This is a genomic window from Polyangium sp. y55x31 (assembly GCF_029946505.1).
In the GTDB taxonomy this organism is placed as follows: domain Bacteria; phylum Myxococcota_A; class Polyangia; order Polyangiales; family Polyangiaceae; genus Polyangium.
Window position 1 is genome coordinate 21,364 of sequence record NZ_JARZHG010000043.1, and the last position, 14,487, is coordinate 35,850.

The following is a 14,487-nucleotide window of genomic DNA, read 5'->3' on the forward strand; positions in this document are numbered from 1 at the left end:
TCACTGGCCGATCGCGTCGGCCACGTCCGCCTCGGCCGCGTCGATGTCCATCGCGCCCGATTCCTCGAGCAGCGCGTCGAGCTCCGGATCGGCGTCCTGCCCGTCCGCGCTCACGTCGGATTGATCCGGCGGAGCTTCCTCCGCGAAGCCGGCGCACATCGTGACGTCGCCCTCGTCCGGGTTCATCGCGTCGTTCATGGGGTTATCGTCCTTGTACGCCGTGCGCAGGCCGTCCTTGTCCCAGCACTCGTGCGCCGTGCCGAGCAGCTTCGGATTCGGCCCGAGCGAGGCCACGGCCGCCGCGGCGCGCCCGCCTTCGCCGGCCTTCCACAGGATCCGGAGGCCGATTGCCTCCGGCCCCGGCAGATCCGGGATCACGTCGCCGATGCCCACGGCCCGGAACCGGCCGCCCACGCCCACGAGCCGCACGAGGTCCGCGCCGTAATTGACCTTCTGCATCTGCGGGTCGTCCCGACGAACCACGTTCACGTAGGCGATGCGCCGGCCGCGCTTGTCGCCCTTGTGATTGGCGAACCAGAAATGGACCGAGCCGTCCGCGCCCGGGGCATTGTAGAGATCACTCACGTTCGTCAGGTTGACGTGGAACCGACCGCCGCCCGTCTTCGGGCCCTTCTTCACGAAAATGCCCGTGAGCAGCGGCTTCTTCGCGCCGTCCGCGCCCTTGCCCTGCACCAGGTACCGCAGCCGATCCTGCGTCATGCGCACGACGGAGAACGTGATCTCCACGCTCTGGATCGTCTTCACCCATTGCGCGTACGCCCGACCGTCCGCCGTCACGCCCTTCTTGGCGGGCTCGCCCTGGGCGGCCTCCTTGATGAAGCTCATCACCGCGGCGACGTCGCTGCGCGCCTTGTCGCCCTGCTTTTTCCCCTCGGCCAAGAGCGTCGCGGGATCGCCGATCACCTCCGCGGCCGCGGCCGCGTCCTGGTCCTGCTGGATGAGATCGCCGAGATCGACGATCTCCTCGTCGGCGATCGGATCGGCCGAGGGCTCGGGCTCGGGCTCATTGCCGCCGCAGCCGGCGAGCGCGAGGGCCGAAGAAAGGACGAGGCTCGAAAGCGTGTAACGAAGCCATTTCATGCCGAAATCTCTCCCTTCGATCCCCCACGTGTGGTGGAGGACCGTCCTGCGATCGAAGGCGAGACGCGCGCCCCTCCGGCGCGTTCTCTCACCTCGTTCGCGCTTCTAGACACCCCGGCGGGCGAAAGGGAAAATCAGCGCTTCGCGTGGACCTTCACGGCGAAGAGGCCCGGGCCGTCGCCCTCGCGGTAGCCCTCGAAGCTCGCCTCGTACTGGAAATAACGCGCCCTCGGCACGACGAGCTGCATGTCCGTGGGCGGGCCCAGCGTGCCCGTCGGATCGACGAACCAACCGTCGCTCCCGTCCGCGCCCACGAACGGCGGATCCCCGTCCGCGCAGGCCGGGTCCTCGCACGCGCGCACCCGCAGCGCGAGCCGCGCCCCGCCGCGCCGATAAATGGCCATGACCTCGTGCGCATCGAGCGCGCGTTTCCAGACGGCGACCTCGTCGTACGTCCCCTCGGCCTGGTAGCCGCCTTGGAGCAGCGCGCCGAGGGTGAAGTCGTCGCCGGTCAGGAAGATGGGGACGTCGAACGTGGTCCCGAGCGTCGCCTCGGCGATCCCGTCGACGTAGAGCACGACTTGGCTCTGCGCGTGGCCTTTCTTGACGGCCGCGAGGTGGTGCCAGTTCCCGTCGTTGATCTGGCTCGTGCCGCAGAACGGCACGCCGTCGGCCGGGTCGTCGCTGTCGGACTTGAAGGTGCCTGCCGCGCGGCCCTCGGGCGAGCCCGGGCCACAGGCGCTGAATGCGTCCCCCTCCGCGCATCCGAGCCAGAGGTGCGGACCGCTGAACCCGGTGTCGACGCCGAGGAAGACCTTGTTGCCCGCGCAGCTCGAATCGGTCTTCACCCAGAGCGCCCAGGTGAAATCACCCTCGTTGAAATCGAAATTGCCCGAGAGCGTGTCGATCGCGAGGTGCGTCTCGAGTTTGTCCGCGATGCCCTGCCCGATCGGGCCTTCCTCGAACGAGAGCGTCGTACCGTTCGGCGCGCTCACGGTCGCATTGTTTTTCCCGCCGGACGTATCCGCCGCCTCGGCGCCCGCGGTCAACGCGCCCGCGCCGTCGAGGTGCAGCAGGAGGACGTTGCCGGACATGTCGATCGCCCCCTCTGTATACCCCGTCTCCTTCCCCTTGGAATCCGGCAATGCCTTGATGTACGGTCCGGCCGGGGTCCAGTTGAACGTGGTCCAGTCGACCGGCTCGCCGGCGTCGAAGACCCGCGAGCGGAACGTCCCGTCGATCGACTCCGACTTGAGCCGCAATCGCGCGCCGCCCCACTCCGTATCCGCGAACGATCCGAGCTCGAATTCGCCCTCGAACGCGTCGTCCACGAATTCGAACGTCCCGTCCGGCAGCTCGATCGGCCCGCTCCCGCTCCCGCCGCCCGACGAGAGCGCGTCGAGATCGACGAGCGCCGAGCAGCCCAGCGTGCAGGAGAGGGGGACGAGCGCTGCGAAGAGGTACGTCTTCATCAGAAGGTTCCTTGGAGGCTCAAGAACCCGCCGCCGATCGTCGGGGCAAACTGGAGGCGAGGCATACCGCTCTTCTTTTCGTCGGACGGGCCCGACGTGAAGTACACGATCGCCGCCGCCCCGAGGATCGCGACCGACGCGGCGGCCGTCACATCCGCCACCAGGAATTTCGTTCGAACCGCGTCGACGGACGCGGCCGTGCACCGCGGCGCGCACGATTCTTCGAGGTCGGATTTCTCCGAGAACGCGAGGAGCCCGATCACCCCGGCCGTGCCGAGCCCGATGAGCCCCACGCCTCCGATCACGATGGGCAAGATCGGCAGGCCGCGCCCGTTCTCGGCGGGCTTGTCCTCCGGGGCTTTCGGCTCCTTCTTGAACGACGCCTCGATCCGCACGAGTTTGTCCCCCTCGTGCACGATCACCTTGCGGGTCACGGGCTCCGCGCCGTCCCGCTCGAACCGGAGCACGTGCTCGCCGGGATCCATCGGCATGGCCTTGCCGTCGAGCCGATCTCGCACGAGTTTGTCCCCCTCGAACACGCGCACGTCGGCGGTCTCGTCGCCCTTTTCGTCGCGCGCCATGAGCACCACGGTCGGCAGGCTCTTCTCGATCTCGGCGAGCCATTCGGTGCAGTCCTTGCGCACCACGCGCGGGCAGTCGTCGTGCGAGCAGACGAGCGCCGCCTCCTGCGCCGCCGCGAGCTTGCCTTCCTTGCGCAGCGACTGCGTTTGCTCGTACGACGCCACGCACTCTTTTTTCGTCGTGGCGGAGGCGGGGGCCGCGAGCGGGATCGTCGCCGCGGCAAGGAAAACAAGGGCTCGAATCTTCACAAACACTCCGGCTTGATGCGGCGGATCCCCTTCGCGTCGATGGTGTACGGAGGGCTGCAGCCCTCCGCGCGGGGCGCCGTTTTACCGCTCGTCGTCGTCGCAGTCGTCGTGCCCTTCGCCGTCGGGCGCGGCGCGGCCGTCGTCGTCGTCGTCGCGACGGGCGTGCTCGTGCTCGTCGCCGTCGGCTCCGGCGGCGCGGGCGCGACCGTGGGCTCGGGCGGCTTTGCCGTCGCGGCCGCTGTCGTCGCCGTGACCGTGGGCGTGACAGGCTGGATCCCCGTCGCCTGCTCCTCGCGGCCTCGATCGAGCCAGAGCACGGCCGCGCCTCCGAGCGCGACGACGAGCACGGCGGACGCGATCACCACGACCGATCGCGGCAGCGCCACCGCTTGCGGCCGATGGGGCACGGCGATCCCCGAGACCTGCGACGATCGCATCGCCGACGCGATGCTCCCCGCTTCCACGCTCCCGTCGAGCGCCGACAGCGGCGGCACGTCCGCGTCTGCGAGCGATGCGTTTTCGATCGCTTGCACCTCGCGCGCGCGCCGCGTGATCCCCTCGGGCGCCACCTGCGCGAGCCACTCGCCGACCTCCCACGCGGGCGCGGGCGGCACCGCGGTCTCGAGCGCCATCGCCATCTCCCGCGCGGTCTGGAAGCGATCGGCGGGGCTACGCGACAGCCCTCGCATCACCACCGCTTCGAGCTCCGGCGGCACCTCCACGCCGATTTGCTTCAGCGGCGGGATCTCGTTCATCGTCACCTGCGCGATGATCGCGAGCTCGCTGTCGCCGTTGAACAGCCTGCGCACGGCGAGCATCTCCCAGAGCACGATGGCTGCGGCGAACACGTCGACGCGCCGATCCACGGTGCTCCCGGACCGGATCTGCTCCGGCGCCATGTACGCGTATTTCCCTTTGAGCTCGCCCTCGCGCGTCACCTGCGCGCGGCCCATCGCCTTCGCCACGCCGAAGTCGAGCACGCGTGTCGTCCCGTCGGCGCCGATGAGCACGTTCTGCGGCGACACGTCGCGGTGCACGATCCCGAGCGGCGCGCCGCGCTCGTCGGTGGCCTCGTGCGCGGCGTGGAGCCCGTGCAGCGCGCTCGCCATCACGCCGGACACGATCCGGAGCGGCAGCCTTGATCGTTCGCGCTCCAAGTTTTTGAGCACGCGCGCGAGGCTCTCGCCGTGCACGTAGTCCATCACGAGGAGCAGCTCGCCGCCTTCGAAGATCACGTCGAGGATCGGCACCACGTTCGGGTGCTTGATGCGCGCGGCGAGGCGTGCCTCGTCGAGGAACATCGTCGAGAACTCGGGATCCTTGGCGAACTGCGGATGCAGCCGCTTGATCGCGACGGTCCGGGCGAACCCTGACGGCCCGAGCAGGCGCCCGAAATGGACCGTGGCCATGCCTCCCGACGCGATCTCGCCGTAGAGGGCGTACCGACCGACCTTGCGCGCGCCCGCGTGCCCTCCTGTCATGAGGCTTTCGCCACTCTAACAGACCGCGCCCTTTCGCGGCCACATCTCTTACCCACCCTTCTTTTGCCGCGCCTTCCAGGCCCAGAACGCCTTCGAGCTCCCGCGGCTCTTCCCCTTCGCCTTCCCGCTGCCGCGCGCCTTCTTCTTCGGCGCCTCGTCGAGCGTGACGAACCGCGTGGGCGCCCCGCCGCCGTGCGTTTGTCCCTCCTCGGTCAGCGACACCCGCTGGAACTCGATCCACTCCCCGCCCTTCTGGAACGAGTCCGACCGCACCTCGCACATCCCCGCGCGCACGAGCCCGTTCACGAGGTGCTCGAACGACCGCCGATCGAGCGCGTCGCCGAACGTATCGCGATGCAGCCGCCCCATCGGCTGCCCGTCCTCCTCGCCGAGCGCGTCCAAAATCTTCTGGATCGCCGCTGACTCGGCGCGGCTCGGCTCGCGGAACTTCCGCCCGACGCACCCGTCGGGCGCGCACACGTCGCAGACGCCGCAGGGCCTCCCGTCGTCCTCTTGGTCGCCGAAATGCCTGACGAGATGCAGCATCCTGCACCCGTGCCCTTCGGCGTACCGGGCCATCTTGGCCAGGTCCTCCTGCTTGTGCTTGCGCTGCGCCACGTACTCGCCGAGGAAATCTTCGCTCCCCCGCCGGATCCCCCCGTCCGCGTCGATGATCGCGCCGCCGCTGATCCAGAGCTTCTCGAGCACCTTCTCGAACTTCTCCGGATCGGACTCCACCCGCGGCGCGAGCGCCTCCTTCGTCTGCGGCCGCATGCCGAGCGCCCCGAACAGCGCCGAGAGCAGGGCCGGATCGGGATAATCGCGCTCGAAGAAAAACTCGTGCGTCCGCCGATCCGTGAACGAATGCATCAAAATGGCCCGCGAGGGCAAACCATCCCGCCCGGCGCGCCCGATCTCCTGGTAGTACGCCTCCACGCTCCCGGGCAGCGCCATGTGAACGACGGTCCGCACGTTCGGTTTGTCCACCCCCATTCCGAACGCGATCGTCGCCACGACCACCTCGAGCTCCCCTGCCAGGAACGCCGACTGGATCCGGTCCCGCGTCCCCGTCTCCATCCCCGCGTGATACGCCGCCGCCCCGAGCTTCGAAAGCTCCTTTGCCGTCTCCTCCGCGTGCTTCCGCGTCGGCGCATACACGATCGCCGGCCGCCGCTCCTTCGGCGCCAGAAGCTTCTGTACCGTCTCCACCCGCGCCGAGGGCGAAAGCTCCACCACCTCGATCCCGATGTTGGTCCGCCGGAACCCGTGAATGAACCGCGCCGCCTCCGAGAGCCCGAGCTCCCGCGCGATATCGTCCTGCACCATCGGCGTCGCCGTCGCCGTCAACGCCACGACCGGCGCCGGCCTGAGCGATGGCAGCCGCTGCCCCAGCATCCGGTACTCTGGCCTGAAATCATGCCCCCAATGTGAAATACAATGCGCCTCGTCCACGGCGACCAGCGTCGGCTTCCGCTTCGCCAGCATCTCGGGAAACCCCGGCACCCGGAGCCGCTCCGGCGCAATAAATAAAAAGTCGAGCCGTCCCGCCAGATACTCCGCACAAGCCGCCCGCGACGCCAGCCGATCCCTTCCTGAATGAATCCGCTCCGCGGCAAACCCCTGCGCCCGGAGCTTCCCCACCTGATCTTCCATCAAAGCAATGAGGGGACTCACCACGAGCGTCGTCCCCCGCCGCGCGATCCCCGGCAACTGATAACAAAGCGACTTCCCGGCCCCCGTCGGCATCACCAAAAGAACATCCTGCCCCTCGGTCACGGCCCGACAAACCGCCTCCTGATAAGGCCGAAACCCGGGAAAACCAAATCGTTCCCGCAAAATCTCCCCGAGCGTCGCGCCCGCCCGCACCTCCCGCCGCTCCGCCAGCGGCAGCTCCGCCTGCCCTTTCAACACCCTTGCTTGTCCTGCCATACCATTCACCACCCCCGCCGAAGCGAACGCCGCTGCCCCCTTCGGCTCGACCGTCCCCTTCTTCCCCCCCACCTTCCCCGTGCTCTTGGCACGCGACGCACGCGATTCGAGGCCTGCGGGCGGTGTGGCTTTGGAGGGCCGGGGTGGTGGGTCCTGTTGTTTGAGGGCCCGCTTTGCGGGCCCGAGTTCGGGGGAACCGCCCCGGCCCTCCAAAGCCACGCCGCCCGCGGGCCGATCGTCCCCATCCTGCACCGCGCCCACCACATACTTCACATACGCTTCAATCCCCCGCATGAACGTCTTCAAATCCCCCTCGCCCCGCGACAACCGCGCCAAACGCGCCTCCCATTCCCCGGTCATCGCCGCGCTCTTCACATGCGGATGAACCGCCCCCACCAGCAAAATCCCCTTGTCCGTCGCCGCCAGACTCTTCCCCATCCGGACCACGTATTCCCGCTTGATCAGCGTCTCGATGATCGCCGCGCGCGTCGCCGGCGTCCCGAGCCCCGTGTCCTTCATCGCGTCCGACAGCTCTTTCTCCTCCACCGTCTTTCCGGCCGTCTCCATTGCGGTGAGGAGCGTCGCCTCCGTGAACCGGCTCGGCGGCTTCGTCGTCTTCTTCTCCGCTTTCGCGCTGAGCACCCGCGCCTTTTTCCCTTCGGAAAGCCCCCGCGGCAGCTTCTGCGCCTCCGCCTCCTCCTCCGCTTCGGCCCCCTCCGCCGCGCTCTTCTTTCGCTTCTTCGGCCCTTCTTTCGTCCCGGCCCCCCCGAGGTCCAGCACCTTCCAGCCCACTTGCTCGACCACCGTCCCCGCCGACCGGAATCGATCCACCGCCTCGGACGACGTCACCTCCGTGATCACCGTCGTCGTGCGCTCGATCAAATTGTCGTGCCACGCCGCGAGCAGCCTCCGGCAGACCAGGTCGTAGAGCTTTTGCTCCTCCGACGACAAGGATCCACCCGGGGCCGTCGTCGTCGGCACGATCGCGTGGTGGTCCGTCACCTTCGTATCGTCCACGAATCGCCGCCCGAGCGGCCTTTGCCCCGTCCCCGGCGCCAGGAGCCCCTGGTACTTCCCCTCGATCGCCTTCACCACCGACGGCAGCGTCTGCGCCACGTCCGTCGACAGATGCCGGCTGTCCGTGCGTGGATAACTGATCAGCTTGTGCCGCTCGTAAAGCGCCTGCGCCACGTCGAGCGTCCGCTGCGCGCTCCACCCGAACAGCCGGTTCGCGTGCCGCTGCAGCTCCGTCAGGTCATACAAAAGCGGCGGCGGGATCCGGCGCGTCTCCGCCGACACCTTCGTGATCACCGCTCTGCCCCCGAGCACCCGCCGCGTGATCCGCTCCGCTTCCTCCCCATCCGGCGGAAGCCGCCGCGGTTTTTCCGGACCACCTGGTTTTTCCGGAACATCCAGCAGGATCCCCTCATACCGCCCGTCCGGCCCGTCCGGCGCTCCTTCCGGCGCGAACGTCGCCCGCACCTCCAGGTAGTCCTCCGGCACGAACGCCCGGATCGCTTGCTCGCGCTCGACCACCATCGATAACGTCGGCGTCTGCACCCGCCCCACCGAAAAATCCTGCCCGAACGACAGCGAATAGGCCCGCGACAGGTTCATCCCGACGAGCCAGTCCGCCCGGCTCCGCCCCCGCGCCGCGTCCGCCAGCGCGTCGTAGTCCCGCGCGTCCCTGAGCTTCCGGAAGCCCATGCGGATCGCGTCCGGCGTCAGCGACGAAATCCACAGGCGCCGCACCGGCTTTTTGCAGCCCGCGGCGTCGTAGATGTAGCGGAAGATCAGCTCGCCCTCGCGCCCGGCGTCCGTCGCGCAGACCACCCACTCCACGTCCGCGCGGAGCAGGATCTTCTTCACCACCTCGAACTGCTTGCGCGTCTCTTCCAGCACCGAGAGCGGCCAGGTCGGCGGCAGCATCGGCAGCGTGCGCAGGTCCCAGCGCTTCCAGGCCGGGTCCATCTGGTGCGGCTGGGCGAGCGCCACGAGGTGACCGATCGCCCAGGTCACCACGTATCCGGCGCCTTCGAGCGCGCCTTCGCTCGCCTTCGTCGCGCCGAGCACGTGGGCGATGTCTCGGGCCACGGACGGCTTTTCGGCGACGACGGCGATGGTCATGGGGTGCGCCCCCCGGCTCGGGGGCGGCGCATCATGACAAAGGGGGCGGGGATGGGCAATCCATGCCGCGCCGGCCCGTGCGCTTCAGGGCGCGTCCGCTTCGCAGCCCGGCGCCCTCGGTTCGGCCGGGAACGACGCGTTCGTCTCCACGCACACGGATGCGGCCTCCATGGGCGGCGGCGGCAGCGCCCAGTCGCAGGGCGCGTTCGCTCGGTGGCTCGGGTGACGCGCCAGCATATCGCAGGCGAACCTCGTCGTGCGCCGGGCGTACACGAGCGCGTCCTCGACCACGTGCAGCGTGCGCGCTCCATACGCGAGGCGGCTTTGATCCTCGGGCGGCGAACGCTCCATCTCGCTGCAGACCCGAAACGCCTCGTACTCCATCGAGAATGCCGTCTCGGCCATCCGATCCACGATGCGGATCCAGTCTTTGTGCTCCTTCGGCGTCGCGCGAAGCAGGCGCGCCATCATGTCGAGCTCCTGCCGAAGCGGCAGCCCCCGGCACCCTCGCCGTGGCATCTCACCGAGTACCTGTGCCCCGCGTGACAGCGCTTTCGCACTCCCTGATCCCGGGGGATCCGGACATACAGCTCTGGCGGCCTGCAGGAAACGATCGATTTCGGGCGGTGTAGTTTTTGCGTTTCCTTTGTTCAGGGAGGCGAGCCATTCCGCGGCGGTGCCGAGCGGCGGACCTTCCGGCGGAGGCGTCGTGGTTCGTACCGGCGCGCATCCGACGAGCAGGCATGCGAGGACACATGCGATCCGTCGGACCTCCGTGGAATTCGTACGCAGCATGTCCTCGTTCGTACACCTCGTGCGGCGTGACCTTGGGCAGAAGTCAGCAATAGCCCGACGTTGTGGACGATGGACCGCCGTCCTCGACGGGTATATCGTGCGTCCTCGACGGGTCACGCTTTGGGGGCGCTGCTCGGCTCGTTCGGGCGCAGCCATCCAGCTTGGAAAGGGGCTTCGATGAGCAGCATTGGCATCGTGGGAGCCGGCATCGCGGGCTTGCAGCTCGGATTGTACCTCCGCAGGCATGGCATTTCCTGCACCCTTTACGCCGAACGATCGGGCGACGAGATCCGAGCTTCGCGCCTGCCGAGCACGGCGGCGCTCCTCGGCTCGACGCGCAGGCGCGATCGCGAGCTCGGCACCAATCATTGGGATGACGGATCGTTCGGTTGTTTTTACGTCGACGTACGCGTCAAAGGATTGCCGGAGCTCTCCTCGCGGGGCCGAATGGATCCGCCCGCGCTCTTCATCGACATGCGCCTCTACACCCCCCGCCTCCTCGAGGATTTCGAGGCGCGCGGCGGCCGCGTCGTCCGCTCCGGGGCCCTCGATCGATCGGACGTCGAGCGCCTCGGCGCAAAACACGACCTCGTCGTCGTGGCGAGCGGCCGGGGCGAGCTCGGCACCATGTTCCCGCGGGATTACGACCGTTCTCCCTGGCTCGAGCCGCAGCGCCGGCTCTTTGCGGGCCTCTTTCGGGGCATCGATTTCCCCGAGGAGCTCGGCCTTCATTTCCAGATCGTCCCGGGGCACGGCGAAATCTTCGAGAGCCAGCTCCTCACGGCGGAGGGGCCGGTCAGTTGCCTCCTGTTCGAGGCCATCCCCGGCGGCGCGCTCGACGCCGTCACGCGTGTCCCTTGCGACGACGATCCGCACGTGGTCGAGAGCCTCGTGCTCGATTTGCTGGAGGCGAACGCGCCGAGCGTATATGCCCGCGTCGATCGGCAGATCTTTCACCTCACGAGCCCGAGCGATTGCATGCAGGCCGCGATCGTCCCGACGGCGCGCCGCGCGTACGTCGAGCTCGGCGCGGGCCGTCATGCCGTCGCGGTCGGGGATGCCTTCGCGACGCACGATCCCGTGCTCTGGCAGGGCGCGAACGCGGCCTCGCGTGGGGCGTGGGCGCTCGGCGAGGCGATCGTCCAGGCGCTCACGCTCGGTCGTCCCTTCGATCGTCGGTTCTGCGAGGGCGTGGACGAGCGGCTCTGGTCCCTCGTCGGCCCCTCGATGCAGTGGACGAACGCCTTCCTCTCGCCGCCGCCGCCGCACACGATGGCCATCTTCTCGGCGGCATCGCGGGATCAAGGCATCGCGGACGCGTTCGCCTCGAACTTCGACGATCCGGCCTTGCAATGGCGGATCTTCCGCGGCCCCGAGGGCGCCTCTGCTTTCCTCGAAGGGTTCCGAGGCGCGCGGGCGCGGCGGGGCCTCGGCGCGACGATGGCGCCTGCCTCGGCCTAGCCGGAACGCCTCGGGGGTGTGGTAGGCTGCGCGCCCGATGCGGCGCCGCCTCGAACGAGTCCTCCTGCTCCTCGGGTTGCTCGCGCTTCCGCTCGTGCTTTTGCGCCTGCCGGTCGTGCGAAACGCGCTCGTCTCGCTCGTCGGGTTCATGCGCGAGGCGGGCGCGGCCGGCGCGCTCCTGTTCGTCGGGGTCGAGGTCTTTGCCCTCGCGATCACCACGCCGCTCTGGGTCATGTCGGGCCTCGCGGGCTACGCGTACGGCTTCGGCAAGGGAATCTTGATCGCGTGGCCGGCCGTGACGCTCGGCGTCTGCCTCTGCTTCCTCTTCGGCCGCGTCTCCATCGGCAAGCTCCTCTCGGCGCGCGCGGGCGAGGCCCATTTCTGGCGCGCCGTCGAGCGCGCCGTCCGCGCCGACGGCTTCAAGATCACCTTCCTCCTGCGTGTCACCTTCGCCTTCCCGCAGAACATCGGCACGTACATGCTCTCGGCCACGCCCCTCTCGTTTCGTGCTTTTGCGGCGGGCTCGTTTCTCGGCCTCTTGCCGGCCACGCTTTTTCACGTCTACGTCGGCGCGAGCGTGGAGAGCGCGGCCGCGCTGCTCTCGGGCGAGGCCAAGGCGCCGGGATCGCTCGGCTGGATCACGCTCGTGGCCGGGTTCGTCGTGACGCTCGGCGCGCTCGTCGTCACCTCGCGGATCGCGCGTCGCTCCCTGGACAAGGCGCTCGCGGCGCCCTCGCAGGCGGTGGAGCCCTGATGGCGGCCCGGAAAAACACCTTCGACGACAAACTCGCGCGTATTCGCGCGCTCGCCCGCACCGAGCCTCCGGCGGCCGCCGCGCCCGAGCTCGGCCGGTTCCTCGCCGATCCGAACGCCTTCCTCGTGGGCGAGGCGGCGAAGGTCGTGGCCGATCTCGAACTGCGCGCGCTCACGGCCGACCTCGTCGCGGCTTTCGAGCGGCTCCTCGGCATGCCTGCGATGGCCGATCGGGGCTGCCATGCGAAGCAGAAGGTCCTGGAGGCGCTCGTCACGCTCGAAGCGGACGTGTGGGACACGTATCGAAAAGGCCTCCGGTACGTGCAGATGGAGGCCACCGTGGGCCCGCCCGTGGATACGGCCGGGCTCGTCCGCGGCATCTCGGCGCATGCGCTCGTCCGGACGAACTTTCCGCGGGCCGCGCTCGAAGTGACCCCGCTCCTCTTCGACGAAACGCCCGAGGCCCGCGTCGCCGCGGCCGAAGCGCTGCGCGACACGTGCGAGGTCGTCTGCGCGGCCGTGCTGCATACGCGGGTGATCGTGGGCGACCCCGAGCCCGACGTGCTCGGCGCGTGTTATCGCGGAATGCTCGCGCTCGAACCGCGCCAGTATTTGCCCGTGGTCGCGGCTGCGCTCGATGCCGGGGTCGAGACGGCGGCGCTCGCGCTCGGCGAGTCACGCTTGCCGGAGGCGCTCTCGGTGCTGCAGGAGGCCGTCTCGCGCGCCGATCCGGAGATGGAAAAGACCATCCTCCTCGGCGTGGCCCTGCTCCGCACCGACGAGGCGCTCTCGTATTTGCTGAACCTCCTCGCCGAGGCGCCGGAGAGCCGCGCGGTCCACGTGATCCAGGCGCTCTCGCTCCACCGGCACGATACGCGGCTCACCTCGAAGGTCAGCGAGATCGTCTCCGCCCGCAAATCACGAAAGCTCGCGCGTGCGTTCGCGGAGCGGTTTGGCCCGAGCGAAGGTTGACGAGATCGTGACAGTGATCCGCACGCTGGATCACGGGACCGCGTATCGCGCTTCGCTCCATGCCATCGGGGTGCAAACCATGGTTTGCATCGCAACGATTTCGCGGCGAAAAAGTGACGAAATCGTGGACAGCCGGACGCGCGTGGCTTTATCTTTCGACTTCGCCCATGACGTCCGTCGCTTGCCGCAGCCATCGCCGTTCGTTTCGGGGGGGCAACGTGTTCTGGGAGGAGTGGGCTCCGCATGGAGGGCTCGCACACGAGCGCCAGAGGCCTGTCGTTCTCGTGCACGGCCTCACGGATACCTGCCGGACCTGGAACAAGATCGCCCCGATCCTCGCGCGGGATCGGCGGCTTTATGCCCTCGATCTGCCGGGACACGGGCAGTCGAGCCGATACGACGCCTCGTATGACGTCTCGTGGTACGCGAGCCTCGTCGTCGAATGGATTCGTTCGCTCGGGCTGTCGGATTTCGACCTCATTGGTCATTCCCTCGGCGGCGGGATCGCGATGCACGTGCTGCTCGAACAGCCGGGGCGCGTGCATCGCCTGGCGCTCGTCGCCGCCGGCGGGCTCGGCCTCGAGGTCGCAGCGCCCTTGCGCCTCGCCTCGTCGATGGGCGTGCTCGATCTCGCGGCGCCGGTGCTCATGGGCATCGGCACGAACGCGGGCGTGCGCGTGCTCGGCGGCAATTTCGACGAAACGGAGCGCAAGCACCTCGTCGAGATGAATGCCCGCCCGGGCTCGGCACGCGCCCTCTTCCGGACGCTGCGAAATGCCGTCGATCTGCGCGGGCAACGCGAGCACCTTCTCGATCATGCGCATCGGCTGCGCGAGATGCCGCCGCTCGCGGTGTACTGGGGTGATCGGGATCCGGTGATTCCGGTGAAGCACGCCGAGCAGGTGCACCATTACCTCGACGGCGCCATCGTGCGTCGTTTCCAGAACGTCGGCCATTACCCGCACCGCGAGGCCGTGCCGGAGATCCTGTCCGAGCTCTTCCGGTTCCTCGACCAACCCCAGCGCGCGCCGCGGGTGCGCCCGGGCGCTCGTCCGCCCCGCGCGCCCGAGGACGCGCGCCCCTCGCTCTGGCGCAGGCTCGCGGGGGCGCGGCTCGCCGAGGCCGAGTGACGGCGTTCGATCACGGATTCGTGGCGATCGCGTCGTATCCCTTCTCGGAAAACTGAATCAGGCAGAGGCCGTGCCCGAACGGATCGGCGAGCACGACGATCCGGCCCCAGGCGTGCGCGGCGACGTCGCTCTCCCGGACCGCCCCGGCGGCCTCGGCGCGCGCGAGGGCGCCATCGAGGTCCTCCACCACGAAATCGAGGTGGACCGGCGTCCAGTGGCGGCCATAGGACCGCGGCGAGGTCGAGCCGGGGAAGGGAACACTCGCAGCCTGCTTCACGAGCAGATAGATCGCGGCATTCGCGCCCAAAAGCTCCACGCCGGCGGCGCCGAAGCGGCGGCCGATGCGGAGGTCGAAGGCGCCCGTGTAGAAGTGGATCGCGCGGTCGAGGTCATCGACGTCGATGTTGACGAGCAAGATGGTCATGGGTTCGTCCGC

At 68.8% G+C, this 14,487-nt stretch carries 11 protein-coding genes; 4 read left to right on the top strand and 7 right to left on the bottom strand.

The window, feature by feature from the left end; genetic code table 11:
* The 6 genes from QHF84_RS42595 to QHF84_RS42620 form a co-directional block, all read right to left on the bottom strand.
* Positions 1-1,101 (bottom strand): hypothetical protein, encoded by a 1,101-nt coding sequence (locus QHF84_RS42595; protein ID WP_281319314.1) that lies wholly within the window; start codon positions 1,099-1,101, stop codon positions 1-3.
* Positions 1,102-1,235: 134 nt separating this feature from the next.
* Entirely contained in the window at positions 1,236-2,573 is a 1,338-nt protein-coding gene (locus QHF84_RS42600; protein ID WP_281319315.1) for a LamG domain-containing protein, read from the bottom strand.
* The gene (locus tag QHF84_RS42605) at positions 2,573-3,403 is read right to left on the bottom strand and encodes a hypothetical protein (protein WP_281319316.1); all 831 of its coding nucleotides are present in this window, start codon (positions 3,401-3,403) and stop codon (positions 2,573-2,575) included. Before QHF84_RS42605 ends, QHF84_RS42600 begins: the two co-directional genes overlap by 1 nt.
* Positions 3,400-4,884, bottom strand: a complete 1,485-nt coding sequence (locus QHF84_RS42610) for a serine/threonine-protein kinase (protein WP_281319317.1) — start codon at positions 4,882-4,884, stop codon at positions 3,400-3,402. Before QHF84_RS42610 ends, QHF84_RS42605 begins: the two co-directional genes overlap by 4 nt.
* Before the next feature lie 48 nt (positions 4,885-4,932).
* Positions 4,933-8,940, bottom strand: coding sequence for a DNA topoisomerase 3 (locus QHF84_RS42615; RefSeq protein ID WP_281319318.1), 4,008 nt, complete (start codon positions 8,938-8,940; stop codon positions 4,933-4,935).
* 84 nt (positions 8,941-9,024) lie between these two features.
* Entirely contained in the window at positions 9,025-9,411 is a 387-nt protein-coding gene (locus QHF84_RS42620; RefSeq protein ID WP_281319319.1) for a hypothetical protein, read from the bottom strand.
* Positions 9,412-9,912: 501 nt separating this feature from the next.
* On the opposite strand from QHF84_RS42620, the gene QHF84_RS42625 reads away from it, so the two are divergent.
* The 4 genes from QHF84_RS42625 (at position 9,913) to QHF84_RS42640 (ending at position 14,051) form a co-directional block, all read left to right on the top strand.
* The gene (locus tag QHF84_RS42625; protein WP_281319320.1) at positions 9,913-11,196 is read left to right on the top strand and encodes a styrene monooxygenase/indole monooxygenase family protein; all 1,284 of its coding nucleotides are present in this window, start codon (positions 9,913-9,915) and stop codon (positions 11,194-11,196) included.
* A 37-nt stretch (positions 11,197-11,233) separates the two neighbouring features.
* Positions 11,234-11,950, top strand: a complete 717-nt coding sequence (locus QHF84_RS42630) for a VTT domain-containing protein (RefSeq protein ID WP_281319321.1) — start codon at positions 11,234-11,236, stop codon at positions 11,948-11,950.
* On the top strand, positions 11,950-12,921 hold the full coding sequence (locus QHF84_RS42635; protein WP_281319322.1) for a hypothetical protein: 972 nt from the start codon (positions 11,950-11,952) through the stop codon (positions 12,919-12,921). The genes QHF84_RS42630 and QHF84_RS42635 overlap by 1 nt, the downstream gene beginning before the upstream one ends.
* A 218-nt stretch (positions 12,922-13,139) precedes the next feature.
* Positions 13,140-14,051 (top strand): alpha/beta fold hydrolase, encoded by a 912-nt coding sequence (locus QHF84_RS42640; RefSeq protein WP_281319370.1) that lies wholly within the window; start codon positions 13,140-13,142, stop codon positions 14,049-14,051.
* Positions 14,052-14,061: 10 nt separating this feature from the next.
* Here QHF84_RS42640 and QHF84_RS42645 read toward each other — a convergent pair whose 3' ends face one another.
* Positions 14,062-14,475 (bottom strand): VOC family protein, encoded by a 414-nt coding sequence (locus QHF84_RS42645; RefSeq protein WP_281319323.1) that lies wholly within the window; start codon positions 14,473-14,475, stop codon positions 14,062-14,064.
* Positions 14,476-14,487: the final 12 nt, after the last annotated feature.